20 protein-coding genes, 1 pseudogene and 1 riboswitch are annotated in these 25,550 nt (G+C 51.6%); of the genes and pseudogenes, 10 read left to right on the forward strand and 11 right to left on the reverse strand.

The annotated features are described in order from the left end of the window. Positions 1 to 17: 17 nt before the first annotated feature. The 7 genes from SOJ49_RS14110 to SOJ49_RS14140 form a co-directional block, all read right to left on the reverse strand. On the reverse strand, positions 18 to 899 hold the full coding sequence (locus SOJ49_RS14110; protein ID WP_369855135.1) for a sulfotransferase domain-containing protein: 882 nt from the start codon (positions 897 to 899) through the stop codon (positions 18 to 20). 209 nt (positions 900 to 1,108) lie between these two features. Beyond that, on the reverse strand, positions 1,109 to 1,702 hold the full coding sequence (locus SOJ49_RS14115; RefSeq protein WP_369855136.1) for an acyltransferase: 594 nt from the start codon (positions 1,700 to 1,702) through the stop codon (positions 1,109 to 1,111). A gap of 27 nt (positions 1,703 to 1,729) precedes the next feature. Then, the gene (cysN, locus tag SOJ49_RS14120; protein ID WP_369855137.1) at positions 1,730 to 3,133 is read right to left on the reverse strand and encodes a sulfate adenylyltransferase subunit CysN; all 1,404 of its coding nucleotides are present in this window, start codon (positions 3,131 to 3,133) and stop codon (positions 1,730 to 1,732) included. 363 nt (positions 3,134 to 3,496) lie between these two features. After that, entirely contained in the window at positions 3,497 to 4,411 is a 915-nt protein-coding gene (cysD, locus tag SOJ49_RS14125) for a sulfate adenylyltransferase subunit CysD (RefSeq protein WP_369855138.1), read from the reverse strand. A 35-nt stretch (positions 4,412 to 4,446) separates the two neighbouring features. Then, positions 4,447 to 5,268, reverse strand: a complete 822-nt coding sequence (gene cysQ / locus SOJ49_RS14130; protein ID WP_369855139.1) for a 3'(2'),5'-bisphosphate nucleotidase CysQ — start codon at positions 5,266 to 5,268, stop codon at positions 4,447 to 4,449. Further along, positions 5,252 to 5,824, reverse strand: a complete 573-nt coding sequence (cysC, locus tag SOJ49_RS14135) for an adenylyl-sulfate kinase (protein WP_369858074.1) — start codon at positions 5,822 to 5,824, stop codon at positions 5,252 to 5,254. The genes cysQ and cysC overlap by 17 nt, the downstream gene beginning before the upstream one ends. Before the next feature lie 88 nt (positions 5,825 to 5,912). Then, on the reverse strand, positions 5,913 to 7,697 hold the full coding sequence (locus tag SOJ49_RS14140) for an SLC13 family permease (RefSeq protein WP_369855140.1): 1,785 nt from the start codon (positions 7,695 to 7,697) through the stop codon (positions 5,913 to 5,915). A 588-nt stretch (positions 7,698 to 8,285) separates the two neighbouring features. Here SOJ49_RS14140 and SOJ49_RS14145 point away from each other — a divergent pair. From SOJ49_RS14145 to SOJ49_RS14160, 4 genes are all read left to right on the forward strand, one after another. Further along, positions 8,286 to 8,924, forward strand: a complete 639-nt coding sequence (locus tag SOJ49_RS14145; protein WP_369855141.1) for a hypothetical protein — start codon at positions 8,286 to 8,288, stop codon at positions 8,922 to 8,924. Positions 8,925 to 9,143: 219 nt separating this feature from the next. Then, positions 9,144 to 9,776, forward strand: coding sequence for a hypothetical protein (locus SOJ49_RS14150; protein WP_369855142.1), 633 nt, complete (start codon positions 9,144 to 9,146; stop codon positions 9,774 to 9,776). A gap of 87 nt (positions 9,777 to 9,863) precedes the next feature. Beyond that, positions 9,864 to 11,237 carry an O-antigen ligase family protein gene (locus tag SOJ49_RS14155; RefSeq protein ID WP_369855143.1) on the forward strand — a complete coding sequence of 458 codons (1,374 nt, stop codon included), beginning with the start codon at positions 9,864 to 9,866 and terminating at the stop codon, positions 11,235 to 11,237. Positions 11,238 to 11,239: 2 nt separating this feature from the next. Then, positions 11,240 to 11,899 carry a metallophosphoesterase gene (locus tag SOJ49_RS14160; RefSeq protein ID WP_369855144.1) on the forward strand — a complete coding sequence of 220 codons (660 nt, stop codon included), beginning with the start codon at positions 11,240 to 11,242 and terminating at the stop codon, positions 11,897 to 11,899. Between the two features lie 148 nt (positions 11,900 to 12,047). Here the strand turns inward: SOJ49_RS14160 and SOJ49_RS14165 are convergent, their stop codons facing one another. The 4 genes from SOJ49_RS14165 to SOJ49_RS14180 form a co-directional block, all read right to left on the reverse strand. Then, the gene (locus SOJ49_RS14165; RefSeq protein ID WP_369855145.1) at positions 12,048 to 14,036 is read right to left on the reverse strand and encodes an EAL domain-containing protein; all 1,989 of its coding nucleotides are present in this window, start codon (positions 14,034 to 14,036) and stop codon (positions 12,048 to 12,050) included. Positions 14,037 to 14,047: 11 nt separating this feature from the next. Further along, positions 14,048 to 14,695: a transglutaminase-like cysteine peptidase gene (locus SOJ49_RS14170; RefSeq protein ID WP_369855146.1), complete on the reverse strand. Its 648-nt coding sequence runs from the start codon at positions 14,693 to 14,695 to the stop codon at positions 14,048 to 14,050. Positions 14,696 to 14,891: 196 nt separating this feature from the next. Continuing rightward, positions 14,892 to 16,301: an MFS transporter gene (locus SOJ49_RS14175; RefSeq protein ID WP_369855147.1), complete on the reverse strand. Its 1,410-nt coding sequence runs from the start codon at positions 16,299 to 16,301 to the stop codon at positions 14,892 to 14,894. Beyond that, a complete protein-coding gene (locus SOJ49_RS14180; RefSeq protein WP_369855148.1) occupies positions 16,301 to 16,786 on the reverse strand; it encodes a YajQ family cyclic di-GMP-binding protein in 486 nt (161 codons plus the stop codon). The genes SOJ49_RS14175 and SOJ49_RS14180 overlap by 1 nt, the downstream gene beginning before the upstream one ends. A gap of 309 nt (positions 16,787 to 17,095) precedes the next feature. On the opposite strand from SOJ49_RS14180, the gene SOJ49_RS14185 reads away from it, so the two are divergent. From SOJ49_RS14185 to SOJ49_RS14210, 6 genes and pseudogenes are all read left to right on the forward strand, one after another. Then, positions 17,096 to 18,046: a ketopantoate reductase family protein gene (locus SOJ49_RS14185; RefSeq protein ID WP_369855149.1), complete on the forward strand. Its 951-nt coding sequence runs from the start codon at positions 17,096 to 17,098 to the stop codon at positions 18,044 to 18,046. Beyond that, the gene (locus tag SOJ49_RS14190) at positions 18,015 to 19,970 is read left to right on the forward strand and encodes a nitrogen regulation protein NR(II) (RefSeq protein ID WP_369855150.1); all 1,956 of its coding nucleotides are present in this window, start codon (positions 18,015 to 18,017) and stop codon (positions 19,968 to 19,970) included. The genes SOJ49_RS14185 and SOJ49_RS14190 overlap by 32 nt, the downstream gene beginning before the upstream one ends. 152 nt (positions 19,971 to 20,122) lie before the next feature. Beyond that, positions 20,123 to 20,380, forward strand: a riboswitch (cobalamin riboswitch). Positions 20,381 to 20,525: 145 nt separating this feature from the next. Continuing rightward, positions 20,526 to 22,868, forward strand: coding sequence for a TonB-dependent receptor plug domain-containing protein (locus tag SOJ49_RS14195; RefSeq protein WP_369855151.1), 2,343 nt, complete (start codon positions 20,526 to 20,528; stop codon positions 22,866 to 22,868). Between the two features lie 54 nt (positions 22,869 to 22,922). Then, entirely contained in the window at positions 22,923 to 24,224 is a 1,302-nt protein-coding gene (locus SOJ49_RS14200; RefSeq protein WP_369855152.1) for a hypothetical protein, read from the forward strand. Between the two features lie 77 nt (positions 24,225 to 24,301). Next, positions 24,302 to 24,793, forward strand: coding sequence for a DUF1720 domain-containing protein (locus tag SOJ49_RS14205; protein WP_369858075.1), 492 nt, complete (start codon positions 24,302 to 24,304; stop codon positions 24,791 to 24,793). A gap of 316 nt (positions 24,794 to 25,109) precedes the next feature. Beyond that, positions 25,110 to 25,227 (forward strand): annotated as a pseudogene (locus SOJ49_RS14210) (prepilin-type N-terminal cleavage/methylation domain-containing protein); the annotation flags it as partial. Positions 25,228 to 25,550 lie beyond the last annotated feature (323 nt).

Genomic DNA, 25,550 nt, shown 5'->3' on the forward strand with positions numbered 1-25,550 from the left:
ACCCAGATATCAATATTTCATTTTATCAAATAACCACCATTATATTCCAGCTCATCAATAAGAGAGTACTCTTTATTATAATGAATCTTTAACTTATTTATCATTTCCTCATCCAGAACGGGCATCTTATCATCAACTTTAGTATTCCATTGATCCATCCAATACATAACCCTCCTTCTATAACGAAATGGAATCACCCCTCTCCAAATACTCTTTAAAGTTTTAAATTTCTTAATATCATCCAAAACATTAAATTTGCGTACACCACCCACATGAAACCTCTCAGACATCACATCTGACGCAACAAAATCTACCCCTAAAAATTCAGATATAACCTTGACAGCATCAATAGTATTCTCAGACAGAAAATTATCGTTCATCATCAAAAAATTTCCATTTTCAACCCAAGAATAATCATTGACGACTCGATGATATTCCCCCCAGACTAGGTATGAATTAGTTTCTGTTGGGCTATTTTGAGCAGAAATCATTGAATCAGACATGAACAATTGTTGAAAAAGCTGATTGATTTCATTATTCTCGACGCCTCTTTTTTTATTCATACGGTATTGAGATATAGCTCTATCAACAGGGTCTCTCAATAAATATATGATTTTAATATCTCTATTATGTGCTTTCAGCCTAGCTGAACTAATATTAGAGTAGCAACTATACGCTGGAGTAGACTTACCCCATTTTAATTCATCATTCGCCTCTTGAAAAAACTCATGAAAAAACCAATTAACTCCTTTCAAGTAACGTTCATCATCTGAGAAGAAAATTGCTTCCTTTTCGGGAGGCAAGAAGATTTTAGAATTTTCTCTAAGATACATATGCAAAGCAGTGGTTCCTGCTTTTTGCGCACCTATAACCACAAAATCTAGTTTATTTTTTTTCACACATACCCCAAAAAAAACTCTGAATATTCATATATAACAACACTCTACCATTTAATCGCCAACGGAGAATTCTTCGCTTATTATTATCCCCTATACATTGAGTATCAAGGATACATTAAAAACAAAAAATATCACTACCAGCAATCGTATTTCCATCCTCACTTCTACTTCAAAAAACTACAGTCACTTAAAATTCGAACTTTACATTTTTAGCATCTATATTTTATAATTTTAGCCGGAACACCACCAACTATTGCATATTCTGGGATATCTTTTATCACTACTGCACCTGCTGCAACAACAACGCCATGTCCAATATTTACCCCTTTCAAAATAACCACTCCATGGCCAATCCACACATCATTTCCAATTTTTACTGGCGCAGTTTTAATACCTTGAACAGCCATAGGGGCATTCACATCATCAATAACATGATCTGTATCCCTAATTGTACAATTAGGTGCGATCATGACGTGATCACCAATAATGACACTCTCATTACAACCCACAATAAAACCTTCTCCAGCAAAGCTATTTTCTCCGAGTTCCAAATAACCACTTCCTTGAATCAGTGTATTTCCTGAAAACCGAGATTTCTTCTTCATTTTCACCAGTAACTTTAAAGGTCTATTTGTAAACTGCCTTATTTCAACTCGACCGGTAACATGAGAACCAATTTCCATATCGACATGAGGGAAGTTCCATATTCTAAAAACAATGGTGCTAGTTATTTTTTTGAAAACTGAAAAGAACTTCACAATCCATTTATAATTACTTGTCAAACGCTCACACTTAGCACTCATACCCCCCCCTTAGCACACAATATATTTTTATTTAAAAAACCATTTACGAGCTAAAATTTCAACCTCACAATTAAACATCTCTAGTCGTTTCTCATAACTCATATCAGCAATCGATTTGGCAACACCGCCTTCTGCCAATTCACGTACCATACCCGCAGCAATAGTGATATTGGAGATACGATCGATAATAACTAATGAGCCATTACCTGGAACCTGTCTGTATTCGTCCAGCGCAACAGGTGCATTTAGGGAGATGGTGACCAGGCCAACTTCGTTGAGGTTCAGTTCAGTCGCGTCGAGATGTTCCATCGTATTGACATCGACACGATGCTGAACACTGTCTACCGTGCCATAAACGCTCTTGGTGCCCACCTTGAACAGGTATTCTTTGCCTGTTTTCATCGGGGTTTCGTGCATCCATACCACTTCGGCCTGGTAGCTATCGCCAAATAATGGAGCTTTACCTGTGTAAATCAAGTCACCACGGGAGATGTCGATTTCATCTTCCAGTGTCAGGGTAATGGCTTCGCCAGCAATGGCCAGGTCGAGATCTCCATCGGCGGTGACGATGCGGCTGACTTTACTGGTTTTACCAGAGGGTAAGGTGGTGATTGTTTCGCCCGGGCGAATTTCACCCGCTGCAATGGTGCCGCAAAAACCTCGAAAATCCAGGTTAGGGCGGTTAACGTACTGCACGGGAAAACGGAAGCCTTCGAATGCGTCAGCCTTGTTGCTTTCAATAAGTTCCAGCAGCTCGACCATGGTTGGGCCGGTGTACCAGTCAGTGCTGGTGCTGCGGTCTACCACGTTGTCGCCTTTGAGCGCAGACAGTGGAATTGGGTGGATATTGTTAAAGCCCAATGAACGTGCAAATTCAGTGTAATCTTTGCTGATTTGTTCAAAAACAGCTTGATCAAAATTGACCAGATCCATTTTATTAATGGCAACGATGACGTTTTTGATTCCGAGCAGGCTGACGATATAGCTATGGCGGCGAGTCTGCGTCTGTATGCCTTTGCGGGCGTCAATCAGGATAACTGCCACGTCGCAGCTGGAGGCACCCGTTGCCATGTTGCGGGTGTACTGTTCGTGCCCGGGGCAATCAGCAATGATGAATTTACGTTTTTCGGTAGAGAAATAACGATAGGCCACATCAATGGTAATACCCTGTTCCCGTTCAGACTGCAGACCATCGACCAGCAGGGCCAGGTCGAATTCTCCGTCGGTGGTATTGAACTTTTGCGAGTCATTTTTGATGGCGGCCAGTTGATCTTCAAAAATTAATTTGGAGTCGTGCAGCATGCGGCCAATCAGGGTGGATTTGCCATCGTCGACATTACCGCAAGTCAGGAAGCGCAGAATGTCTTTTTCTTCGTGTTGTTTCAAGTAGCCGAGGATGTCGGCAGCGATCAAGTCTGATGCGTGAGCCATATTGTTGCCTTTTGATCCATCCAGCTTTACTGGAGTATCTATAGAGTAAGTTTGTTTCGATCAGGTCACACAGTGGCCGAATCGTGAATTTGTTTTCCTGCTGGCCTGTTTTGTAACGTGTCAGAATAAAAGGCCTGCGTTTTACCATTCAGATAAATTCTTATAGCGATGGGCAAAGTGCCCATCCTACGTTGCGCTTTGCAACATTCATCTCTTGCAACATTCATCTCTTGTAACACTCACCTCTTGCAACGCTCCCTTTTGTATCACTCACCACTCACTTCCGACTGGTGGTGTTTTGGTAGGCGATGCCTTACCTACAAGTAGGAAGTAGGTTCTTTTATCTGAACGGTGTTCATCGTTTTAGAAGTAACCTTCCATTTTTTTCTTTTCCATCGAGCCGGATGAATCGTGGTCGATGGCACGGCCTTGGCGCTCGGATGTCGTTGTCAGCAACATTTCCTGAATGATTTCTGGCAAGGTGGCAGCTTCGGACTCAACCGCACCGGTCAGTGGGTAGCAGCCCAGCGTGCGGAAACGTACCATTTTTTCTTGTATTTCTTCGCCGTCATGGATCGGCATACGCTCGTCATCGACCATAATCAGCATGCCATCACGTTCCACAACCGGACGCATGGCGGCGTAATACAAGGGTACAATTTCGATGCTTTCGAGATAGATGTATTGCCAGATGTCCAACTCAGTCCAGTTGGAGAGCGGGAAGACACGAATGCTTTCGCCTTTGTTGATACGGCCGTTGTAGATATTCCACAACTCGGGGCGCTGGTTTTTCGGATCCCAGCGATGGTTTTTGTCGCGAAAGGAATACACCCGCTCTTTGGCTCGTGACTTTTCTTCGTCACGACGTGCGCCACCAAAGGCGGCATCAAAGCCGTATTTGTCCAGCGCCTGCTTCAGCCCCTGGGTTTTCATTACGTCGGTGTGCACCGAAGAACCATGGGTAAACGGGCCAATGCCCTGATCTACGCCGTCCTGGTTGACGTGAACAATCAGATCCATGCCAACCTTGGCCGCCATGGTGTCGCGGAAGCTGATCATTTCCTTGAACTTCCAGGTGGTATCCACATGCATCAAAGGGAACGGTGGCTTGCCAGGAAAGAAGGCTTTGGTGGCCAAATGCAGCATCACGGCGGAATCTTTACCAACGGAATACAGCATCACCGGATTATCAAACTCGGCCGCAACTTCGCGGATGATATGGATACTTTCGGCCTCAAGCTGTTTGAGGTGAGTCAGGCGTTTTTTGCTGATAGTCATAATCGTCACTTCTTCGAATGTGGGCTGGCGCTAGCTCAGGCTTGTTCAGGTTGGGCCAGTTGGGTGAATACCGCGCTCCAGCGCTCACCGGCCTTAGCACATACAATAAAATACGGGTTAAGTAAGTCTTCTTTTTGACCGTACTGTAATTTTTCCAGTCTTGGGGTTAATACCTGACCCCCGGCATGTTCAACAACGGCTTGCGCTGCTGCCGTATCCCACTCGCAAGTAGGTGCCAAACGCGGATAAAGATGTGCAACACCTTCTGCCACTAGGCACAGCTTCAAAGAGCTGCCCATCGATACCAGGTTAACCTTTCCCAGCTGTTGGGAAAATGCAGCCAGTGCTTCAGCACCATGACTGCGGGAGCCAACTATATTCCAGGGCTGTTCTGCTTGCGGCTCACTGGCCACACTCAGCTTAACGGCTTCTGCGGCGCCATCCTGGCGGTAGGCACCAATCTCATCGGCCGCAAAATACATACGATCCAATGGCGGGCAATACACGACTCCCAGTACGGCGCGGCCATTCTGTATCAAGGCGATATTGACGGTAAATTCATCATTTTTCTTGATGAATTCCTTGGTGCCATCCAGCGGATCAACCAGCCAATAGGTTTGCCATTGACGGCGTTTTTCCCAGGTTATGTCTTCTTTTGGAGATTCTTCCGACAGCACCGGATAGTCACTGATTTTTGCCAGGCTATCGCAAATAATATGATGTGCGGCGAGGTCAGCCTCAGTGAGCGGGCTGGAATCACTTTTTTCATACTGAGCAAAGTCGGTGTTGTAAATTTCCAGGATCGCAGCGCCCGCAGTGCGGGCAATATCGCTAACCTGATTAACCAATGGCTGCATCGGAACCTTCCTTAACGGGTTTGAGGTAACCGTGCTGATCAAGGTAGTCAATGACCTGTTGCGCGGCTTCTGGAATACTAACATCGTAGTTTTTAATATAAATTTCAGCGGCATCCGGTGCTTCGTAAGGCGAGTCAATACCGGTAAAGTCCTTGATTTGCCCTGCTCGTGCCTTTTTGTAGAGACCTTTGGGATCACGGGTTTCACACACTTCTATCGGTGTGTCGATATGTACTTCGATGAATTCACCGTCTGACAGCATTTGGCGAACCATCTCGCGATTGCTTTTGAACGGGGAAATAAACGCCGTCAGTACAATTAATCCGGCATCAACCATCAGATTGGCCACTTCCCCCACCCGACGAATATTCTCGATGCGGTCTTCTTCGCTGAAGCCCAAATCGCCACACAAACGGTGCCGTACGTTATCACCGTCCATCAAGTAGGTGTGTTGCAGGCGTTCAGCCAGCATACTTTCAACCGCACCCGCGATAGTCGACTTGCCCGATCCGCTCAGGCCAGTAAACCAGAGCAGACAGGGACGCTGCTTTTTCATATAAGAGCGAATGGACTTATCCACCGCATGATTGTGCCACACAATATTTTCGTTTTTCACTCTGGCTCCTTGTAAAAACGGCTCATCTCTAAAATGACCAGACAACCGGTATAACACTGATGGAAGTGACCGCGACGATAATACTCAGCGGTGTCCCGAACTTAACGTAATCCATAAAACGATAGCCACCTGGCCCCATAACCATCAAGTTGGTTTGGTAACCGGTTGGCGTCATAAAACTGGCGGAAGCCGCGACCATAACCGCAATGGCAAAGGGTTCGTAATTGACACCCAACACTTCGGCAGTACTTAAACATATCGGCAGCATAATGATGGCCGCAGCGTTGTTGGTCATCATTTCAGTCAGCAGCACTGTGGCCAGGTAAACGGCAATCAGTGCACTGAGTGGCGAGTCTGCGACGGCCAGTAATCCACTGGCAATATCTTTGGCCAACCCCACTTTTTCAACGGCGGCTCCTAACCCGAAAGCACAGGCGACTACCAGTAGTATTGAATAGTCAATCGATTTGCCTGCGTCTTCGTACGTGATGCATTTCATCGCCAACATGGCACCTGCTGCCGCTATCGAGCTGACAAGGATACTGGTCATTCCACTTCCAGAGGCGATCAGCATGACTGCAAATATCGCCAATGCGGGCAAAGCCTTGGTCTCATCCGCCAGAGGAGGGGTGCCGAGCTTGCTGACCAGCAGAAAATCCCGGCTATTACGATGACGCATTAAAAAACCTTTCTGGGCTTCTACCAGTAAAGTATCACCTTCACACAGGACAAGATCGCCCAACTTTCCACGTAACCGCAGCCCGTGGCGCGATACGCTCAGTACGACGGCGCTGTAACGATGACGGAAGCGCGCTTCACGAATTGTCTGGCCAATCATTGGGTTGGAGGGTGAAAGTACGGCTTCGAACAGGCGTCGATCCGAACTGGAACCGTTCAGTTTAAAGCGTTGATCATTGGATAATACCAGGCCATGAATGTTACGCAGCTCGAGCACAGATTCCGGACTACCGGCAAACACCAATCGGTCACCGGCCTCGAGTACAGTTCGTGGACGTACCGCAGAAATAATCTGTTCTTCCCGTTCAATTTCGACCAAGTACAATCCGGGCAAGTTACGTAGGCCTGCCTCTTGAATATTTTTACGTACCAGCTCGCTGCCGGGTTGAATCACCATTTCAACCAAATATTCACGTACCTGGTCAAATTGCTCGACCGAGCTTTCTCTGTTTGGCAATAGGTAGCGTCCTGCAACCAGAATATAAATCAACCCCAGAACAGCAACCGGAACCCCTACCCAGGCAATTTCAAACAGACCAAAGCCAGCGTATCCGCTTTGTTGCAGCATGCCGTCGACCACCAGATTGGTGCTGGTACCGATCAATGTGCAGGTGCCACCAAGAATGGAAGCGTAACTGACGGGAATAAGAATACTGGACAGGCGAATGGAAAAGCGCTTGCTTTGGCTTTGCAGCAGCGTGGTGAACATCGCAACGACTGGGGTATTATTGACCACTGCGCTCAGAATCGTAGTGACAGGTAATACACGCAGACTGGCTGAGGTCTGATTTTTTGGGCTGCCGACCATATAACGCCGCAACACCTGGGTAGCACCGGATTCTTTTAACCCACCAACCACGACGTATAACGCTGCAATGGTAAAGATGCCAGGGTTGGAAAAACCGACAAATGCATCCGCTGGTGCCAGTACGCCACCAAGCAGCAACATCATCAGTGCCGCGGTAAACAGTTTTTCCGCCGAAGCCAGATTCAACGCCAAGCCCACCAGTACGACGGCGAGCAAACCGGCAACAAAAACAGCATCTATCAGACTGTTGCTGAGACCCAAGTCCATAGTGATCGTAGTCCGTTAATTCGGGGCTTTAACAAGCCCTTTACTTCACCCGGTGCCGACGCAGGCATCGACACTCACTGTATTCCGTTGGCATCTTCCGCGAAACAGCCCTTACGCGGAATGATTTTGCTTGAACGAAGGCGCATTCTGCACGAACACAAGACAAATCTCCATGGTCTGTAAGAATTTGTAACAACCAAAATGCCTGCCAACTCTGTCACAGTTATATTTTAGCTGGTTTGCCCAATTTGTAAGGTGGTCATATGGGATGAAATGGATAGTGCTTGGTGAAATGACCAAATTGACTGTTGTGGCCTCTGTCGCACAACGTAGGGGATCTCTCGGAGCCCAATGATACTTTTTTGTTCCAACGCGAAAGCCAGCCAGAATACTTATTAATTTTCAATAAAATCAGTAGGTTAAATTAAAATTTTACGACTCATAAAGGTTGGTAGAACCGCCCTGGAAAACCGTCGGATTTTATTTGTGTAAATTTTCGGTATTTCTGCCGATTTCGCTATTCAGCGATGCCAGCACAGGACTACTATCATCCGGTTCCTTAACATTCCTTTCACAGAGTTTACGATCATGCGCAAAATTCTACTGGGCGTCGCTATTGGTCTGAGCAGCATGACGGCTTCTGCCGCCATCACTGACTATCTGGCGACCATGACCTTGTCTGAAGCGTATTTGCAAGCATCCGCTGATTGCGGTGGCAGTTGTGATGCAGACATCGCAGCGGCATTGGTAGCTGCGGGTTACAGTGCCAGCGATATCATTGCAGCGGTCATTGCGTCCGGAATATCTCCGGCGGCGGCGATTGAAGCGGCAGCGGCGGCGGCGCTGGAAGCAGGGCTCAGCATCAATGATATTATGGCTGCGGTGGTACAAATTGATGGCGTCAGCGCGATGGATGCCATTGCCGGTGTCACCAGAGCAGCGGTGTCTCATAATGTCTCTGTTGCTGCCGTTATGCAGGCAGCCATTGCCGCCAGTATTCCAGCTGCCGTGGTAGTTGCTGGTGTTATCAGCAGCGGTCAGTCCACGGCCGTTGTTCTGGCAGCCGCCACCAGTGTTGGTTTTGCTCCTTCTGTTATTACAGCAGGCCAGGCATTGGCAGCGACCACAGCAACGGGAGCTGGTACCAACACGAGTACAAGTACTAGAGGCGCAAACACAGGGACAAATACCAACAATACACCGCCTGCGACCAGCCCGACGGTGTAAAGAACTGTATAAACGAGTGCCGAGTAACGAGGTACTGCAGCAAGGATGCTGCGTTTTTAGTCCTACAAGCCAACGATCTCGATTTTATAGCCACCGAACAATCACGACTTATGGCTTTTATTGTGTAAAACCTGACCACTTTTAGGTAACCAGGCTTTGCAGCCACCTTACCCTGAGGGTACAATTGCCCAGACTTTTTAATTCACAGGGATTACGACCATGCGCAAAATTCTACTGGGTGCCATTATCGGCCTGAGCAGCATGACTGCTTCCGCTGCTATCACCGACTACTTGTCTACCATGTCTTTGGCTGATGCTTACCTGCAGGCTTCTGCCGATTGTGGCGGCGCTTGTGATGCAGACATCGCCGCTGAATTGGCGGCTGCCGGCTACAGCGCCAGCGATATTATTGCTGCCGTTATCGCTTCTGGTGTGTCACCAGTGGCTGTTATTGAAGCAGCATCTGCCGCTGCTATTGAAGCGGGTGTTAGCGTGAACGACATCATGGCGGCTGTTGTACAAATTCCCGGCGTCAGCGCGAATGATGCGGTTGCTGGTGTGACTCAAGCAGCTGTTGCCAATAACGTTTCCGTTGCTGCTGTTATGCAGGCAGCGACTTCTGCCAACATCCCGGCTGAGGTTGTGGTTGCCGGTGTTGTGAGCAGTGGCCAGTCCGCTGCCGTTGTTGCATCTGCCGCTTCTGCTGCCGGTTTTGCTCCTTCTGTTGTTGCAGCAGGTACCGCATTGGCCTCTACTACAGCAACCGGTGCTGGTACTACCACGACTACAACGACTACCACCACAAATACCAACAGCAACAACACTCCTCCGGCGACAAGCCCGACTGTGTAATTGTTAGTGTTGGTTTTAAAAAGCCCGGTTTTCCGGGCTTTTTTTCGTTTGTTGCTTTAATACCGCTGCAAGAAGGACTGGCAGTATATGACTCGCTGGCGCGCTTATCTGTTTCTACTGTTTATTTTGCCGCTACCTATTGGTGGTTATGCTGACTGGGCCTGGCCGCTGTACACCGCCCTGGCGTGCGGGTTGTTAGTGCTGGAGCTACGCTTGCGTGTCAATGATCTCTCAACCTTCCCGGCGGCTTTTGTACGCAGCCGCTGGCTCTGGGTCAGCTTACTGCTGATTCAGTTATGGGTTGGCGCACAGGCCGTGTGGGTAACTCCTGACCACTACGATACCTGGGTATATTTATTCAAGGGTCTGGGTTATGTCTGCTTTTTTATGCTGACGCTGCTGCTCTTAGACACCAATTTTCGTATCCAACAGGCGATTTGGACGGTGATATTGGCAGCCGCCTTTCAAGCCTTTTATGGCTCCCTAATGGTACTGACCGGCTGGGAATATGGTTTTTTTGCGGCCAAACACGCCTATATTGGTAACACGACCGGCACTTTTGTAAATCGTAACCACATAGCGGGTTATCTTGAAATGGTACTGGCGCTGGGAATAGGCTTTTTACTGGCTCAGTCAACGGTTTATAAAGGGTCGCTGCGGCAGCGAGTACGCCAGGCCGTACAGATGTTACTAAGCAGTAAGGTAGTCCTGCGGCTGTTGCTGGCCATGATGGTGATTGCTCTGGTGATGACCCGCTCACGCATGGGTAACACAGCGTTTTTTGCCAGTATGATGATTGCCGGTGCATTGGCCTTGCTGCTGATGCGGCATAAATCCAGATCCACCACCATTCTGTTAGCCAGCCTGCTGATTATTGATATCGCCATCGTCGGGACGTTTTTTGGTGTCGACAAGGTTGCTGAACGTTTACAAAAAACATCTGTCGATAGTGAAAGCCGCGATGAAGTCGCACACGACAGTTTTGTTATGTGGCAGCAACAACCACTGGCTGGCATTGGTGCTGGCACCTTTCAAACCACTTTCCCGAAGTACAAATCCACTGATGTCACAGCAGTAAATGTTTATAACCACACCCACAACGACTACATTCAGTTTTTGGCTGAATTCGGTGCCCCGGCGTTTGTCATACTGCTGATTGTGGTACTGATCTGTCTTTGGCGTGCCATCCGCGCCATGCGGGTGCGGCGTAGCGAGTTACTCAAGGGAGTGGGATTTGGTGCTACGATGGGCATCATCGCTATCGGGATACATTCCACGGTAGATTTTAATCTGCAAATACCTGCCAATGCCTATATGTTTATGTTTTTACTGGCATTAGCGAATATTGCCCGCTGGGCTGAACACGATCCCCGAGTTCATACCAACGCCCCCCGCACTCCCCGGCGCTCCAAGCGTCATGTTACACACGCAGCACACGCGACAACAACAGAGACACCCTGATCATGAAAGTACAAGCCAGACTATTACGCCTTGAAGCCAATCCGCAAGGACGTGATTTTGTTGTCGGTGATATCCATGGCCATGTTTCCAAGCTGATGGATCAGCTCAAGCAGCGACAGTTCAACCCGGAATACGACCGGGTTATTTGTGTTGGAGATCTGATCGACCGAGGCCCGGAATCACCTCAGGCGCTGGCACTGCTGGATCAGCCCTGGTTCTATTCGGTACTGGGCAATCACGAGTATCTTATGGTCTGTGCCATGAAGTACAAACAGAGTGAACAGCGCATGACCTGGCTCAGCCACGGCGGTGACTGGATTGCCAGCACCTCACCCAGTGACTGGCCCGGCTGGTTCGACAAGATAGAACAACTGCCGCTGGCCATTGAAGTGACAGGAAAGACGGGCACTCGCTACGGCATTATTCACGCTGAATACCCGTTTTCTGACTGGGCAGACATCGAGCAGCTGGATGCCGATGAGGCACTGCGTACCATCTGGTCGCGGGCGCAATTCCAGCAGCGCTCTGAACAGGTGATTGATGGTATTGATGTGGTTATTCACGGCCACAATATCAGTGACGGCGAATTACATCTTGGCAACAGAATGTATATTGAACCGGGGGTGTACCTGGGGAAAGATTTTATTATCAAGGAATTATAGCGTTCGATCGGTATTCTCTGCGTGCAGGCACCAGAAATCATCATTCCCCCAAGGGGTCTCCTGTCAAAGACCCTTTCTATCAAAGACCTATTCCCAAACGCCCAAACCGGTTTTCGCCGTTTTAAATCGCTACTACCGTTATTTTTGCTCAGGAATCCGATTCTTCCAGCCACTGTTCTACCCCGGCAAGGCTGCCAAATGGGCGTGAATAATAATAACCACTGATGCCATCGATGCCGCTTTGTCCGAGTTCGTCCACATCGGCTTCAACTTCAACCCCTTCACCCAACACCAGTAAATCCAGCTTGTGGCCGATTTGAATCATCGACTGAATAAAAAAGCGTTGATCCTGAGCCAAATGCAAACCCCGGTTAAGGCTGCCATCAATACGGACATACTCCAGCGGCAGACGCTTCATGTACGAGAACGCCACCGTACCGGTACCAACCTGATCGATTCCCAGTACAACACCAAATGGACGGACGATACCTGCTAAGCGCACCAGCTCGGCTTCTGCATTACGAACACAATATTCCGGTACTTCCAGCGCCAGAAAATGGGCCTGCTGAGGATATTGGCGTATCAGCTGAACCAGGTCCTGATGAAAGGCATTATCAATCACAGATGCTGGTGAAAGATTGATGCAAATCCGGGCATTCGACCTTAAAGGTTCATTCTGCAGCATCAGCATGACCTTGCGGATAACCGATATATCAAATGCAGCAGCCATTTGGTGTTGTTCTACCATCGGCCAGAACCGGGCTGCAGACATGCTCTGTCCATCCCGCTCAATACGACTGTACACCTCCAGTTGCAGCAGTTCCCGAGCATCGCCACGCGCCTTTATCACTGGCATAAATTGCAAGCTGAGATGGTTGTTTTGCAACACGGATTTGAGTAATGCCGACCACTGCCCACCGGTCAGTTCCGGCTGGCTGGCGCGATCTTCCTGATAGAGAATTGCGCGGGCGTGGGAATGACGTTGTGCCTGTCGCAAGGCGGCATCTGCACGGCTCAGCGCACTGCCCAGTACATCCTGATCACCCTGTAAAAATACCCCTCCAAGGTGAAAATTCAGCCCGGTTCGCTGATTCAGCGCCGTGGTTGCCAGCTGACCAAAGGCGCTTTGAAGCAGTTCGTCGGCGTGGCCTCGGCTGGCACAAGGCGCATACAATGCGAAATCGGCACCGGCATGGCGTCCGCAGACACTGTTCTGATATTCCAGATGCCATTGTTGCAGCGATTGCGCCACCAGCTGGATCACATCGTCTCCGGCCTGTCGGCCTTCACGCTGGTTATATTCAGCAAAATGTTCGACTTGCAGCAGCATCAGTACGCCACTGTGCTCATCAGTGCCTTGTAATACATGATCCAGCCGCTGATCAAAACCGCGACGATTAAGCAACCCAGTGGCGGCATCGTGAAATGACTCCTGCCGTAAACGCTCGGTGGTGGCTGACTGTTCGGTAAACAGTGCATGTAATTTGCTGACCATTTTATTCATCGCCAACACCATGCGCCGCAGCTCTCTGGCTCTGGGAATATTTTCCTGTATTTGCCAATCGCGCTCACAAATGGCCAGCGCCTGTTGTTCAACCCGCATTACCGGCTTGAATAACCAACCCAGCAGGATGTGTAACAAAGCCAGGCTGACCAGTAATACCAGCGCAAACCAGATGGCTTCGGCTTTTACCATGTCCCACATATCCCGATAAGCAAAGTCGGTGTGACTGCTAACCCGTACCGTGCCCAGCTGCTGCCAACCAACCATGACGTCTGCTTCTGCGGGAAGCATGTCAAACGTCACTTCGCTCATAAACCATTGCGGCGCTGGTGACTCGGACAGCGCCTGACGGGCGCGGCGATGGAGTTCGTTGCCACCAACACCGGTAAAGGTAATGTCGGCAAAAAAACCTCGATCAAAAAGCGCGTCGATCTGACGTGACAGCTCCACCGGATCCAGCCCATCGACACGAGACATCGACAGCGCCAGCGAGGTGGCGGCATCGTAGGCGCGGGCGTTCAGCTGTTGTTGAAAGCCATCTCTGCCATTCTTGACCGTCAGCAGCAAGCTGCCTGCCAGCAGCACGATCACAAGGGCGCTGGTGAGAAGGGAAAACTGTTGTCGAAGCGTCATGGTTAAATTCCTTACAGATCCATACCGATACGGGCCATGCGAATACGCAAATCCGTCCAGAGGTCAAGTTGGTTAGAGCTGCCAAGGCGCACGCCCTCGCCCTTCATTTTGGCCAGCCACATGCCGTCGCCATTAAAGCTGTAAACCGGCTTCAGATCTTTTCGCTCAGTCGCTGGCCGGATTCTGGAGGTCAGGTTGTCCAGTACAACAGGAATAACACCCGGCGCGGAAAAATAGGTCAGCACCATATGGGCCTGGTTGTAGTCCAGCGCCTTGACATAGGTGATACGCAGTTTGCTACTACTGACTCCCAACCGTAGCAGACTGTAATATTTGGCAATCACGTAGTCTTCACAATCACCACCATCGGTGACCAGCGACTCATACGGCGTTGCCCAATAGTCGATTCGCTGCCAGTGCTTGAGGTCGTCGCGAAAAGGAATTTCGCTGTTAAAGAAATCGTTCACTTCTTCAAGAATATCCTTTTCATCCTTGAGATCTGCCGCATCGTGCATCATGTCGCGCCAACGCTCCATCCGATACATGGCACGTCGACCGTATTCATTTCGTGCTTGCTGAATCAAAGCATCGGGTACCCAGTCTTCCCGATCGGCCACCAGATATACTGGAGCAGCAAACATCGCCAATACCCCGACCATGCCCACACTCCGGATGCCACCGAGCAGCAAACGGCGACTCAATAGCAGCCAATGATATGGGAATGAATTCCGGAACAGACACAGCAAATACATTCGTTAAGACACATCCCATCGTAAATGAACCCACGACGGTGAGTTCTGGACAGATTGCACTTAACTATAGACACAGAACGGCAAAACCGCCTGCAAGTACGACTCAGCCCGAACGTTTCTCCGGCTGCTGTTTCATTAATACCAGCACCAGCACAATGGCAGGAAGCCCGAGGAAGGCTGCAATCACAAAGAAGTCGCTGTAGCCCCAGCCATCCACCACCCATCCGGAAAAACCACTGATAAACTTGCCCGGCAAGGTCATCAACGAACTAAACAAGGCGTACTGGGTGGCGGTATAACTCTTATTGGCGAGACTGGAGAGGTAAGCAATGAAGGCCGTACTGGCAATACCACCACTCAGGTTGTCTGCGCTGATCACCAGTGCCAGCCAACTCAACGGTGGACGACTGCCGTCCCAGGTCATGGCCATCAGTGCAAACAGCAAGTTAGTACTCGCTACCAACACAGCACCCAGTAACAAAGGCCGATACATGCCCCACTTGACCACTAGCACGCCACACACACCCGACCCCACCACCGTCATGATAAAGCCAAACATTTTGGCGATGCGGGCGATATCCGACTTGCTGTAGCCGAGATCCAGATAAAACGGGTTGGCCATCACTCCCATGGTGATGTCGCTCAGGCGGAATACCGCGACAAACGACAGAATCAACAAGGCAAACCAGCCGTTACGCTGAAAAAACTCCAGCAGCGGACATATCACAGCGCCCAGTAACCAGCGCTGCCATGCCGGGCGCTGCATCAGATACATAGGCCGCCCGATCAAGCGGTCAATCAGTTCGGCATCCACGCGGCCACGCTGCTCGGCGTTCAGGTGTTTTGGTTCGTCAGACCAGAGGGTAGCGGCAAGACCAATCAGCATCAGCGATGCCATGCCGATATAAGACCAGCTCCAGCTGTACCAGTCCGCCAGGTACAAGGCACCGGCGCCGGAAAACAGCAGTGCAACCCGATATCCGAAGATATAGCTGGCCGACATGGCTCCCTGATACTCGTCGTCTACCACTTCAATCCGATAGGCATCCAGCGCCACATCCTGGGTTGACGATGCAAACGCCACCAGCAACGCCGATACCGTAATCCACCACAAGTCGGTATGCGGATCGAGCATGCCCATCCACAGCAAGCCGATGGCGATGCCCAGTTGTCCGGCCAGAATCCAGCTACGCCGTTGCCCCAGCCAACGCCCCAACAGGGGTATGCTTAATCGATCCACCACCGGCGCCCAGAAAACCTTGATCGAGTAAGTCATCCCGATCCAGGCAAAAAAACCGATGGTGGTACGTTCAACTTCCGCATCTCGTAACCAGGCGGTTAATGTCGAAAACACCAATAAAAACGGTAGCCCGGCCCCAAAGCCAAGCAAGGCGATCGCCAACACAGGCTTGCGGGTATAAATACGCCAGGCATCCTGCCACCAGCCGAGCAAAGACGTCGAAGCAGTGTCAGCATCACAAGAGGAATGGGCTGCTTCGTTGCGGTGGGTCATCAGTCTTTGAAATTCTTGAACGCCAGCGGCATGGTGATGGAGTCGTCGTTGCGATACAGCGTCATCACGGTTTGCAAATCATCCCGCGCCTTGCCTTGCACCCGAACCATTTCGCCCTGAATCGACGCCTGAACTTTTAGCTTGCTTTCTTTGACAATCTTGACCATTTTGCGGGCCAAATCCTTGTCGATACCCTGACGCAGGGTCGCAATCACCTTGACCTGTTTGCCGGCTCCGGCAAGATCGCCGTACTCCAAACAGCTGACCTTGATTTTGCGTTTGATCAGCGCGCTTTCCAGCATCGGCTTCATTTGCTCAATCTGGAATTCTTCATTGGCGGTCATGGTGACGGCGAAGTCTTTCAATTCGAAGCTTGCATCCACACCTTTAAAGTCAAAACGTGTAGTCAGCTCGCGGTTTGCCTGGTCGACGGCATTCAGGGCTTCGTGTTTATCCACTTCGGAAACGACATCAAACGATGGCATCGAGTTTCTCCTGTCAACAAATAGAGGACGGCATCTGTCTTGTGATAAAGCCGGACTGTATACCTCTGTCAGCACCGAAAAGCAAAAACCGGCGGAGTAACGTTCCTCTCGTTCCTCCCATTGTCTCCCTCTGCCTATCTGGCCTGTCGGCCTGTCTTTTTGTCTATTTTTTGTTTGTCTTCTTATCTGTCTTTTTGTTTGTCTTCTTGTCTGTCATACCGCTTCAGTCGTTGGATTACATAAAATTCAGGCGGTGACGAATCGGATGCAGGTGTGGTGTCCGGCTATTGAGCTGCCTATAATCACGCCATGTCATTATCAATCGGTCTTCTGGGCCTGGGGGCCATCGGTACGGTGATGGCCAGTTACTGGAGCAAGCACCGTGTGTTTGTCCTTGGCCGTTCCACCTCATCCCCGTCTCAAGCAGGCATCAAGTGCCCGCTGAGGCGCTCGTTGACCTATGGGCCCGCCATTCTGAATCAACACCCGGAATGGCCGGAAGCATTAACGCTATCGCTACCGCAATGGAATCACCAGCGTCTTGACTGGCTGGTCGTCACTACCAAGGCCGGTGATACTCAGGAAGCCCTGTTGCCCTACGCCAGTCAGTTGCACCGGGTTGAGCGTATTTTATTGCTGCAAAACGGCATGGGTCAGCATGAGCAATTGGCACATTGGCTCAAGAAGCAAGGACTGCCCTGTGAGCTATGGCGCGGAATCTCGACCGATGGTGCCTACCGCCTCGACAAAACCAGGGTGATGTATGCTGGCTTGGGTCATGTCTGGGTCGGCCAGCACCGTTCGAATCCAGCCAGGCTATGCACCTTGCCGACAGACTGTCGTTTACCTCATACCGAGGTCGTTACAGATATATTGACCCGCCAACGAGAAAAGCTGGCTATTAATGCGGTGATCAACCCACTCACGGCACACTACCGTTGTCTTAACGGCGAGTTGGCAAGCAACGCTTTATACCGCCCGCAGCTGCAAGCTCTGGCAACCGAAGTCGAGCAGTTTTTCTTGCAGCAAGGTTGGCCCCTGCAAGAAAATTTGTTTGCTCGTGTCATTCAGATTGCCTTGTCTACCGCCCAGAATCGTTCATCCAGCTTGCAAGACGTATTGGCCAACAAAGCCACCGAGTTACGTCATATTTCCGGCTACCTTTTAACCCAGGCAAGCACGGCAGCTATCGAACTTCCGCTTACCCGCGCACTGATGGATCAAATTAATGACAGTACAGAACACGGCAAACGGTTCTAACCTGCTGGCGCGCCAGAAAGCCATGGCCGCGGTGATAACCACCGTCATTTTGATCCTGTTTCTCGCCGCCACGGCCTACGTGGCCACAGCAGATCGTATCGGACGCAACTATCTGGTGCCGGAGATTAATCAACTGCTGATTGAAACCCTGACCATTCAGCTACAACAGCAACCGCTGGATCTGATGGCCGTCAAGGCACTGCTCGACAGTTTTGCCCATCATCATCAAGTGGACTCCATTCGTCTGACGCAAGACAGCAGTCAGCTGGTGATGCAAGTGCCATTCGACCGTTATACCAGCCACGAGCTACTCCAAAATGGCATGTATCGGCAACAGCTCAGCACCATTAACGGCGATTTCGAGATTCATATCTTCAACGGTGTCTCCCTACCCGGCTATTACCTGGCCGATACCATCAGCACCAGCCTGATCGTCGCAGCCCTGAGCGCACTCTTGGTGTTTGCCATGTACGTGCTGATTCGACGTTGGCAACAGCAGCCGTACACCGATCTGCGCGATCAGATCAAGATCGCGCAACAACATAATCACGACCCGACCACACCGTTCCAGTGTCAGGATCCGGATTTACAACCCTTGGTCAACAGTCTCAATGATCTCCACTGGCACTTGCATCGACGCCATGCCGACCTGGAACGAGCCCATAAACAGGCGGAAAGTGCTCGCCATCGGGCCACCACACTGGCGCGTGACAGCGCTCGTATCAACAGCGACCTGGAACATGAAATTACCGTTCGCAGCGCGATGGAGCGCCAGTTGGCACAAACCAAAGCCTTGATGGATGCCATTATCAATGCCATGCCATCCGCCCTGTTTGCCCTTGATCAGCAAGGCCGGTTGTTATTGTGTAATCGCCAGGCCGAAATCTGGCTCGGTAAGCGTCGTCAGGAACTGGCCGGGTTTTTATTAAATGAACTGATCCCGGAACTGGCACCACTGCTCACACGGGCTAGACAGCGGCTGACCTCAGGCGATGATCTGGACACCCCGATTCTGCAGCGACGACTGTCTCTCGATAGCCTGGAAGCCGGATTGGTCACCGACTCACTGGTGTATGCGCTGGATCAGCAACAAGCTGCGGTTGCTGTTGTGCGCATTGATGACATTCGCCAGCGACTGCAGTTGGAAGAAATGATGGTGCACTCGGAAAAAATGCTCACCGTCGGAGGCATGGCTGCAGGCATGGCCCATGAAATCAACAACCCGCTCGGTGCCATCCTGCAAAACCTGCAAAATATCAAACGCCGTCTGGGTACCGGGTTAAAAGCCAACCACGAGGTCGCCACCAAGCTTAATCTCGACCTCCGGGCGGTGGAGGAGTACCTGGAAGAACGGGAAGTTTTCAAACTGATGGAGCACATGCGTGAAGCCGGGGAACGAGCGGCGGCGATTATCGCCACCATGCTGAATTTCTCCCGCCGCAACCATGAGCACAAAGAAAAAACGCCGGTCAGCCAACTGGTTAACAATGCCCTGACCGTTGCCCGCAACGACCTTGGCCTGCACCATATAGATATATCAACCGCCTCACTGAAGCACTTGCCGGATGTTTCCTGTATTCCGGGGGAAATTGAGCAGGTACTGGTCAATCTGATCAAAAATGCGCAACAGTCGCTGGCGCAACCGGCTACTGCCGAAGCGAACTGGCAACCGACCATCCGCTTGAATGCCTGGCGCGAAGGCGACTTCCTCTGCATCTCTGTCGAAGACAACGGCTCTGGTGTCGATGCTGACCAGATCGGTCGCATTTTTGAACCGTTTTTCACCACCAAAGAAGTCGGCACTGGCACCGGCCTCGGGCTGTCGGTGTCTTACTTTATTGTCACCACCCACCATCAGGGCGATATGTATTACCGTCCCGCTGATCCCCATGGTGCCTGTTTTGTGATCAAACTGCCGTTGTAAAACCCGTCCATTGCTCTCTTCTTGAGCTCTCATGCCTGTGCACCTGTGCTCCAGCGTCAAAATACGGCGCAGAGCGGAACCCCCGGATCGGCTCCCACACGAAGCGTGGGAGCCCGTTGTTTCTCTTCTTGACGCCTGCGACCCTCGCCGCTACTCTGCGCTCAGAATCAGGTGCCCGCCCGCTGAATCATTCAGCCTCGGGTTAAACGGGAAGACCGGTGATGCGTTTACGCAAAAACCGGCGCTGCCCCCGCAACGGTGATCGACCCACTCAATAACCGGTTTCCGCCCACAGCAGGAAACCAGCCACTGCCGAGCAATACCGATTGCATGGGTGGGAAGGCGTTATTGACGAGTACATGGTGCTCAGGTCGTCAGCCCGGATACCGGCCTGTTCCAATCAACCGACGTTGCGGAGGGCAGCGGGAGGGATTTGCGCAAATCCGTAACCGCTGTACCACTACGGTGTCTTCCGCTTTCAGCGGAGTTGTTTATTGCCCTGTCTGCTCCTGCCTGCCCTTGCCGTCTTATTTAGACCCGGCATTCAGGACTCCCATGACATTGATTTTGCCTTCCTGCAACTATGTCCGCAGCAACTATGCCGTCCGCTGTAACTATGCCGTCCGCTGTAACTATGTCCGCAGCGGCATCAGCCACCGTCTCTGGCAGTGGCGGATCACGACGTGGCCGTTGAGCCTGGCCCTGATTTTGCTGTTTTTCTCCCTGCATGGATACGCCGAAAACACCGTTACCGCAGACGACGAATTGGTCGTCTATGGCCAAACAGAACCCGCTGACGACGCCAGCTACCAGCTCTATGACCAACAGGCACTCTCGGCTGGCTATCAGAATCTCGGTGAATTTTTGGGGCGTATCAACGGTCTGCAAATCCAGTCGCTGGGCGGCCTGGGAGATCCGGTGCTGGTATCGATGCAAGGGGCCGACGCCAAGCAGACCCGCTTGCTGGTGGACGGTATCGCAGTGAACAATGGACAGTACGGTCAGTACGATCTGAATGCCGTACCACTGGCTGCGATTCAACGGGTCGATATTCTCACCAGCAGCAGCGATGCCGACGACAGCGGCTTGATCGGCGACGAAGCCATTGGTGGTACGATTAACATCATCACTCGCCATAGCGGCAGCCACCAAGCCAACGCCACCAAAATATTTGCCGCTGCAGGCAGCTACGGCACGGCCACCCTGAGCCTGCAACAGCCGTTGTTATTCTCGTCATTATCAAACCGCACCAACAATCATCGCACCAACAATCATCGCACCAACAATCATCGCCCCAACAACCGCACCGCCGACCTGTTACTCGACCACCAGCAAAGCGATAACAACTACCGCTACCCGGTGACCAGTCCGCAAGACACCCGTCAACCGTCCGGACAGCAACAAGCGCTCAATAACGCCGCTTATCGCCGTGATCGACTGACGCTGAAGTATCAACAAACAGGCCTGTTTGCCAGCCTTTACTGGCAAGACGAACACAAACAACTGCCTCAATATTCACGTAATTCTTCTATTAACAGTGCCCGCCTGGACAGCAAGCAACTGGGGATGCAATTGTCGGGGAATTGGGGACAACGCTTTCGGCAACACTGGCAACTCTGGCATTCACTCGACCGCCAGGGGTTTTACGACCCCTCTGCCGTGTTTGGCTATGTCGACAGTAACAATCGTTATCGTTACCAGCACAGCGAAGCCAGACTGGGCAGTCAGGTTCAATGGCAGTCCTGGGATCTCGGCAGCAGTATCAATATCAGCCAACAGCACTATCAAAGCCGTTACCTGAATGACAGCGAAGCCAGCGCTTGCGATTCCCTCAGCAGCAACTGCAACCAGTACTCCTGGTTGCGACATAGGCAACTGAGTGGCCGGGCACAATGGCAAAACAGCGCCAGCACCCGTCAAGTCACCCTCAGCGGCAGTCATCACCAGCAAGACAGCCTGTTAAAAACAGTCGATCGTTCGACTAGCGACAGTGCTGATAACAGCAGCGACAGCTCCCACCAGCAGCAATCCTGGCCATCCGGGCTGATCAGCGCCAAACAATACTGGATTGGCGATAACAGCAGCGGCCAATTGCAACTGAGCTGGAAGCAGGCGTTAAGAATCCCCAGTCTGTACGAACGTTTTGGTAATCGCGGACTGACCCGAGGCAACGACGAGCTGCAAGCAGAACAAAGCCGCACCACCACGTTGACTGGCAGCTGGAACGGACGCTGGCAGCAGCGCTCACAGCAGTTCAGCTTGACTCTGTTTCAGCGCCAGCTGGAAAACGCCATCGTGCCGGTATACGACCCGGCAACCGGTGCCGGTCGTTATGAAAATACCACGGCTGCCAGCATGACCGGGCTGGAGTGGCAACTGCAGAGTCAGTTGGGCCGAGACACCAGCCATACAGCCACATCGACCACTTCCGCACCAACCACTTCCGTACCAGCAAATGTCGAACCAGCCCGTTTCGAACCAACCATAGGCTACTGGCAGCTGCAGCTGGCAGGCAGCCACTACCATAGCCAAACCCGCAGCGATATTGTCGGCTTCGATCATAAATACCTGCCCGGCATCTATCACTTGCGGCTGACCGCCGGACTGCTCTGGCAGTCCTCAATGGCAGCCCGGCATCACAGTGTCGACCTCCATGCAGAACTGGCCGACGATCTGTATCTCGACCGCTACAACAGCGTCCCCGGCGACCAGCGCCGCCTCTGGAACATCAACTATCGCTACCAGTGGCCAGCCAACTCAAACGCATCCAAGCCATTAATGGCTCCGGCAAACGCCGGTCTACGGATTCACAACCTGTTTAACAACGCCTTTAGCGACTTCAGCGGTCGCCCGGCACGCGGCCGGGAATGGACGCTGTACCTGAGCTATTCGCTCTGATGCTCACTGATTATTGCAAGTAACCCCATAAGATCACCCCTAAGGAAATCCACCATGTTCACCCAACAGCCCAACCACCCGACCACCCTGACACACGTTATTAGCAGCACTAACCTGGTGCTCGCCAGTACTCTCACTCTGGCCCTGAGCGGCTGTATGAGCGATGACAATAACAGTAATGGACAAGCGATTGTTGAAGGTGCCTACGCGGTGCAAACCCATGCTTCCGACTATAGCAGCAGCCAGGTCGCCATCGGCAATATCACCGGCGACCGCTCGGTACAACAACAGCTCTTCAGTGCCACCAGCACCAGCTACACCCTCGCCAGCGACGCCAACTGGCTTTATCGTATTGGCCAATATGGTATCGACACCATCAGCCGCTACGATGCCACTAGCAGTCTCAGCACCCCGGAATGGACCTACACCACCAACGACGATGGTGACAGCAGCGCCAATACCTATACTCTGGTACATCAGGATGACCAATACGGCTGGCTGCTTCGTTACGGTGCCAACAGCGCCTGGAAAGTAGATACCACAGCCACCAGTGAAGCTGACTTCAAAGTGGCTGAAATCGACCTCTCCGACTACCGGGTAGCGCTGGATGGCTACAGCACCGAACCCAACATGGTCGATGCCGCCATCGACAACAACCAGCTGTTTATTCTGACCCAGCGCTATGGCATTGACGGCAATAACACTGCCTACGTGGTGGTCTACGATCTCGATACCCTGACAGAAGTCGATACTGATACCCAGACCGACGGCCTCAAGGGCATTCCTCTCACCGTTACCAACCCTGGCACGCTGGAACTGCTCAATGGCCAACTGTACATTGCCGCCCGTGGTGACTACGGCAGCAACAGCGGTGGCTTGGATGTAATCGACACCACCACCTATGCCGTTAGCAACCTGATCGACGGCACCACCTTTGCCGACCTGAACGACACCAGCGCCGCAGCACCGCAGTATTACCATGTCAAAGACATCGCCGTGGTCAGCCACCAGCAAGCCTATGTTAACATCAGCGTCGAAGCCGGATGGAGCAGTGTCGCCAGCTACCTCTATGAGATCAATCCCGGTAGCGACAAAGCCACCATCACAACCACAGCCAACGCCATCGACGTTAACAGCCTGATGACCAACAGCGTCAGCAATCCGGAAGACAGCTACAGCCTCGGCGACATCACCATCGACAACAACCAGCGCCTGTGGATTGCTATCACCAACGCCACCCAACCCGGCCTGCTGGTACTGGATACCGACACCAACAGCCAAAACGGCGACGTCATCAGCCTCGACCTGGTACCTGATACCATCGTCTTCCTGACTGACGAACTGACCGCGCAATAACCCCGCCCACATCACCCATCCCGTGGGGACCGGCTCTGCCCGGCGCCCCACCCCTCCGCACGTGTCCAACCGGCTCCATCCGTGCCCAACCGGCTCCGTCCGTGCCCAACCGGCTCCGTCCGTGTCCAACCGGCTCCGTCCGTGCCCAACCCCTCCGTCCGTGTCCAACCGGCTCCGTCCTGTCCAACCGGCTCCGTCCGTGTCCAACCGGCTCCGTCCGTGTCCAACCGGCTCCGTCCGTGTCCAACCGGCTCCGTCCGTGTCCAACCGGCTCCGTCCGTGTCCAACCGGCTCCATCCGTGTCCAACCGGCTCCATCCGTGTCCAACCTGCTCCGTCCGTGCCCAACCGGCTCCGTCCGTGTCCAACGGCACCCCCCGTAGGGACCGGCTCCGTCCGTGTCCAACCGGCTCCATCCGTGTCCAACCTGCTCCGTCCGTGTCCAACCGGCTCCGTCCGTGCCCAACCGGCTCCGTCCGTGCCCAACCGGCTCCGTCCGTGCCCATAAAAACCGCAAAAGGCACAACCACAGACATGGCCAGATACCCTGACAATCACGCACCAGAGTGACAATATTTGTCACTTTATATCCGATCCGGTAACCCGCTCTTTTGAAAACGGGTTAAGCAACCAACAACCGGGCAAAAGAAACGAGAACCTGGTCACATAAACCCCCTCATTCCACAGAAATCAATACCTGGCACGTTATTCGCTTAATAGTTTATGAACAAGAAGCAGATGGTCAGATTCCAGGAAGCCACCCCCCTCTTCGACTTCCAGGGTTTACCCGGTGCTTTGACTGAGATGTCGTCAAGACGCCTCAAACTGCGTTCGCAGGACACTTGAAACGTTGCACAACCCTAAAATTTGAGAGTGGAGATTTCCCATGAAGACAATGCAAAAAGGTTTTACCCTGATTGAATTGATGATCGTGATCGCGATCATCGGTATTTTGGCTGCTGTGGCTATTCCTCAGTACCAAAACTACATCGCTCGTACAGAAGTTCAAACGAGCTTGTCTGACCTGCGAGGTGCTATGAACGCAATTGAAGACTATATTAACCGCTATACACTAATGGGCACCGCAGGCGCTATGGAAGGTTATACCGGTGCTGAAATTGACGCTCCTGAAGAATCAACGACCAAGTACAACATAACTTCAGTCATTACCGAGGGTACAGATGCAAAAACTGCAGCCGACACTGGTAGCGTTGTTTACACAGTAACATTCACCACAGGTGCCGCTGGTCCTATTCAAACAGGTACTTATGAATTAACTGGAACTCCAAAGCCTATTAAGGTCGGAGCTCAAGTAGCAAACGAAAGC

The organism is Candidatus Thalassolituus haligoni (assembly GCF_041222825.1).
GTDB classification, from domain to species: Bacteria; Pseudomonadota; Gammaproteobacteria; order Pseudomonadales; family Oceanobacteraceae; genus Oceanobacter; species Oceanobacter antarcticus.

Excerpts from the sequence above, each read along its gene's own strand:
- SOJ49_RS14115 (WP_369855136.1), bottom strand. The coding sequence starts at position 1,702 with ATGAGTGCTAAGTGTGAGCGTTTGACAAGTAATTATAAATGGATTGTG.
- cysN (WP_369855137.1), bottom strand. The coding sequence starts at position 3,133 with ATGGCTCACGCATCAGACTTGATCGCTGCCGACATCCTCGGCTACTTG.
- cysD (WP_369855138.1), bottom strand. The coding sequence starts at position 4,411 with ATGACTATCAGCAAAAAACGCCTGACTCACCTCAAACAGCTTGAGGCC.
- cysQ (WP_369855139.1), bottom strand. The coding sequence starts at position 5,268 with ATGCAGCCATTGGTTAATCAGGTTAGCGATATTGCCCGCACTGCGGGC.
- cysC (WP_369858074.1), bottom strand. The coding sequence starts at position 5,824 with ATGAAAAAGCAGCGTCCCTGTCTGCTCTGGTTTACTGGCCTGAGCGGA.
- SOJ49_RS14140 (WP_369855140.1), bottom strand. The coding sequence starts at position 7,697 with ATGGACTTGGGTCTCAGCAACAGTCTGATAGATGCTGTTTTTGTTGCC.
- SOJ49_RS14145 (WP_369855141.1), top strand. The coding sequence starts at position 8,286 with ATGCGCAAAATTCTACTGGGCGTCGCTATTGGTCTGAGCAGCATGACG.
- SOJ49_RS14150 (WP_369855142.1), top strand. The coding sequence starts at position 9,144 with ATGCGCAAAATTCTACTGGGTGCCATTATCGGCCTGAGCAGCATGACT.
- SOJ49_RS14155 (WP_369855143.1), top strand. The coding sequence starts at position 9,864 with ATGACTCGCTGGCGCGCTTATCTGTTTCTACTGTTTATTTTGCCGCTA.
- SOJ49_RS14160 (WP_369855144.1), top strand. The coding sequence starts at position 11,240 with ATGAAAGTACAAGCCAGACTATTACGCCTTGAAGCCAATCCGCAAGGA.
- SOJ49_RS14165 (WP_369855145.1), bottom strand. The coding sequence starts at position 14,036 with ATGACGCTTCGACAACAGTTTTCCCTTCTCACCAGCGCCCTTGTGATC.
- SOJ49_RS14170 (WP_369855146.1), bottom strand. The coding sequence starts at position 14,695 with ATGGTCGGGGTATTGGCGATGTTTGCTGCTCCAGTATATCTGGTGGCC.
- SOJ49_RS14175 (WP_369855147.1), bottom strand. The coding sequence starts at position 16,301 with ATGACCCACCGCAACGAAGCAGCCCATTCCTCTTGTGATGCTGACACT.
- SOJ49_RS14180 (WP_369855148.1), bottom strand. The coding sequence starts at position 16,786 with ATGCCATCGTTTGATGTCGTTTCCGAAGTGGATAAACACGAAGCCCTG.
- SOJ49_RS14185 (WP_369855149.1), top strand. The coding sequence starts at position 17,096 with ATGTCATTATCAATCGGTCTTCTGGGCCTGGGGGCCATCGGTACGGTG.
- SOJ49_RS14190 (WP_369855150.1), top strand. The coding sequence starts at position 18,015 with ATGACAGTACAGAACACGGCAAACGGTTCTAACCTGCTGGCGCGCCAG.
- SOJ49_RS14195 (WP_369855151.1), top strand. The coding sequence starts at position 20,526 with ATGACATTGATTTTGCCTTCCTGCAACTATGTCCGCAGCAACTATGCC.
- SOJ49_RS14200 (WP_369855152.1), top strand. The coding sequence starts at position 22,923 with ATGTTCACCCAACAGCCCAACCACCCGACCACCCTGACACACGTTATT.